We start from the raw sequence: 3,965 nt of genomic DNA on the forward strand, positions 1-3,965 counted from the left end.
AAATTATTGGAAAAAAAAGGCAGGGAACTGTTTGGTAGAGATCAGGTTCTCTGAGGCCAGGAATGGGCAGCGGAATCAGGCCGATGAGCAGGCCGAGTGCCGCGCCGATGCCGATCGAGATATAGCTGAAATCGGCCGTGCCCTTGATCGAGTCGCCGAAGTAGCTGCGGATGGTTTTGATCGCCGCGCGCTGGACCAGCAATCCGACGCGGTCGCCGACTTCGAGGATCAGGTCCGGACTGGGCAGCAGATCGCTGTCGCCGCGCCGGACATGGACGACGGAACACGCCACGCCGGCAGGAAACTCAAGGTCACCGAGCGGCAACCCGACGATGCTGTGTTTCGACACAAACACCCGGATATAGTCGAGGTCCTGGCGATCCTTGGCAATGCGCCCGGCCTGCAGTTCGCCGAGCAGGGTGACGGCTTGTTTCAGGGCGACCTGGTCGGTGGCTGTCGCCAGCAGCACATCGTCCTGGTTGAGTACCAGTGTGTCTGAAGGCAGGCGATTTTGCTGCTGTCGGCGCACAGCAGCGACAACCACACCGGTCGGCAGCCTGGCGACCAGTTCGGGAAAGCGAACGCCAAAGAAGGACGGATTGCGCAGCGCGATTTCCGCCGTATCGATCTGCTGTGCGGCTGGCTGTTCGATTTTTGGCTTGAGCCAGGTGTTGAGCGCGTAGATGCAGAGAATGGGCCCGGCCACGCCAAACGGGTAGGCCACGCTGTAGCCGACCGCTGCGCCGTCGCTCTTGAGCGCGGCGATGATGGCCTGCAAGGTGGCGGTGCTGGTTCCAGATCCGGCGAACAGGCCGAGTGCCTCATCAACCTTGATGCCGGTGAGCGGCACCAGCGCGATCGCCACGCAGCCGGCGCCGATCACCCCCAATGCCGCCGCCGCATTGGCCTTGAGTCCCTCCTTGCTGGTCAGGCCGCGAAAGAACTGGCCGCCGTACTGGATGCCGACGCCGTACAGGAAGAGCAGCAGCCCCATGGTGCCCAATAGTGCGGGTGGCGCCGCCTTCGGGGCGAATCCGCCAAGCGCCAGGCCGACGAAGAGGACGGCACCGGAGCCAAGAGAGAAGCCCTTGATGTTGATCTCGCCCACCAGATAGCCCAGCGCGATGGTCAGGAAAAGCGCGAATAGCGGCTGGGTTTCGAGCAGTGTCTTGATTTCTTCCACGGAGCCGATCCTTCATGTGAAACCACTGGCCGGAGGAATTCGGAATCAATGGCAGGATTAATCGGAATCCCTACAATTGGCGCTCTACAGCACGATGACCTGAAGAGCCAATGAATACGCCACTCTTGAGATGCATAGCTTGTAGATCGCCGACCTGTGCGGGCTGCAGCCGGCCGGCAATTACAGTTCAAAGCTCCAGAATACGACCGGCTCCGGATCAAACCGGTTCCCTCGGCACAGGATATTATTTCCGCTCCGGCTAATCGGGGTTGCTTTCGGCAACCCCGGCCAGCCGGACCCGGCAACGCCTACAACTTTCCTGCGGCGGCTTTCATGAGTGCCTGCTCGGCGCCCGGGCTGAGCAGCACTTCCTTGGTCAGCAGGCCCATCGTCTGAATGACCCGCGCGATGCAGCCGGTCCAGCCGGTCTGGTGGCTGGCACCGATACCGGCACCGGTGTCGCCGTTGAAGTACTCGTAAAAGAGCACCTGATCACGCCAGTGCGGGTCACTGGCGAACTTCTCTGTGGCGCCGTTCACCGGCCGCCGTCCAGGCTGGCCTGCAGTTGTCGCAGGTTCTTGCAGGAAGAGGCGGGTCAGCCGCTCGCCAAGTTCCATGGCGACCTCGAACAGGGTGCATTGCTTACCCGAGCCGGTCGGGCATTCGATGGTGAAGTCGTCCCCGTAGAAGGCATAGAGCCGCAACAGCGCCAGGTAGAGGAGAAAGTTGACCGGCATCCATACCGGCCCCCGCCAGTTGGAATTGCCGCCGAACATGCCGGAATTCGAATCCCCCGGCACGTAGTCGACGCGGGACTCCTGCCCGTTGTGATGGAAGATGAAAGGATGTTCGCGGTGGTAGCGGGAAAGGGAACGTATGCCGTAAGGGCTGAAAAATTCGTTCTCGTCGAGCATCCGCGACAATATCCGGCGCAGCTTGTCTTCATTGACGATCGAAAGCATCCGCCGGCCAGCAACGCCCGGTTCCGCCGGGATATGGATATTGGCCGCCAACTCCGGGTGACGATCCAGGAAGGCCCGCGCCGCCAAACGGAAATTCGGCAACCGATCCAGGATGTCCTCCTCGAAGATGGCCACCGCCGTCAGCGGCAGCAACCCGACCAGCGAGCGCACCTTGAGACGCATTGAGTGGCCGTCAGGGAGTTTAAGCACGTCGTAAAAGAAACCATCCTCCTCGTCCCACATTTCGTCCGCATTCTCGCCCATGCGATCCATGGCGCCGGCGATGCGCACCGTGTGCTGGAAAAATTTGGAGACGAACTCCTCGTAAAGCGGTTCGTGCAGCGCCAGTTCGACCGCGATCCGTCCCATCTGCTGACTGAAGAAAACCATCCACGCCGTCCCGTCGGCCTGTTCCAGATAGCCACCGGTCGGCAGCGGCGAGCTGCGGTCGAAGACGCCGATGTTGTCGAGCCCGAGGAATCCGCCCTCGAAGACATTGTTGCCGCTACGATCCTTGCGGTTGACCCACCAGGTGAAATTGATCAGCAGTTTCGAGAAGGCGTACTTGAGGAACTCGATATCGCCCTTGCCGTTGTTGCGCTCCTTGTCCATCAGGTAGATCTGCATCGTGGCGTAGGCATGCACCGGCGGGTTGACGTCGCCGAAATTCCACTCGTAGGCCGGGAGCTGGCCGTTCGGGTGCAAGTAGTCGTTGCGCAACATCAGATCCAGTTGGGCCTTGGCGAAGTCGTGATCGACCATGGCCAGCGGCAGCATGTGAAATGCCAGATCCCAGGCGGCGTACCACGGATACTCCCACTTGTCGGGCATCGAAATGATGTCGTCGTTGAGCATGTGGAACCACTCGCTGTTGCGCATCTTCTTGCGCTGCTCCGGCGAGCGATGGTGCTCGTCCAGCCACTTCTCCACATCGTAGTAAAAGTACTGCTTGGTCCACAGCATGCCGGCAAGGGCCTGGCGCATGACGCTGGCGCGGTCCGTATCGGCCCTCGTTGCCGCCGGAGTCAGCGCCGCGTAGAACTCGTCGGCTTCGGCAATCCGTTTACTGAACACTTGATCGAAATCGGCGAAGCTGTTTTTCCCCTTGACCGGTGCGCCGCGCGACAGGCGCAGGCGGATAACCTGCTCGGCGCCGGCGGCCACCGTCAGTTGATGATGCGGCGCAGCCTTGGTTCCGGTTTGCTGCGGATTGATGGCGTCCTGCCGCTGGTGCACGAGAAAGTTGTCAAAGCCGTCCTTTACATACGGACTGGCGTTGGGCGAGCCGAACAGGCGTTGATGATTGGTCTCGTTTTCGGTAAACAGCAACGGCGCATCCCCTTCGCAATAGAGGTAGTAATCGTCGAGCAATTTCTGAAACAGCGCATCGCTGTGGCGGGCGTGGATAATCGATTGACCGGACTGGCCACCCTCGTTGATTTGCGTCAGCGATGGCTTCGATCCGCCATCGAGCCATGACCAGGTATTGCGGAACCAGAGCGTCGGCAACACATGCAACGGCGCCGCCTCCGGCCCCCGGTTGCAAGCCGTGATCCGGATCAGCAGATCTTCGGCGTCGGCCTTGGCGTATTCGACAAAGACGTCAAAGTAGCGGTTTCCATCGAAAATCCCGGTATCCAGCAGTTCGTACTCAGCTTGATCACGGTTTCGCCGGCGGTTGGTTTCCAGCAGGTCGGCGTACGGATAGGCCGCCTGGGGATATTTGTAGAGATACTTCATGTACGAATGGGTCGGCGTGCTGTCCAGGTAGTAGTAATACTCCTTGACGTCCTCGCCGTGATTCCCCTCGCTGTTGGTCA

The 3,965-nt window shown here is 60.4% G+C and carries 2 protein-coding genes; both read right to left on the minus strand.

The genetic code is table 11. From position 1 onward, the window contains the following. Window positions 1-1,183, minus strand: a 1,183-nt coding sequence (locus tag ACOYNV_RS26325; protein ID WP_422902782.1) for a TrkA C-terminal domain-containing protein, incomplete at its 3' end; no start/stop codon positions are given. A gap of 308 nt (window positions 1,184-1,491) precedes the next feature. Further along, the coding region (locus ACOYNV_RS26330; protein ID WP_422902783.1) for an MGH1-like glycoside hydrolase domain-containing protein at window positions 1,492-3,965 on the minus strand (2,474 nt) is incomplete at its 5' end.

This window comes from Propionivibrio sp., from assembly GCF_049316945.1.
Lineage (GTDB): Bacteria > Pseudomonadota > Gammaproteobacteria > Burkholderiales > Rhodocyclaceae > Propionivibrio.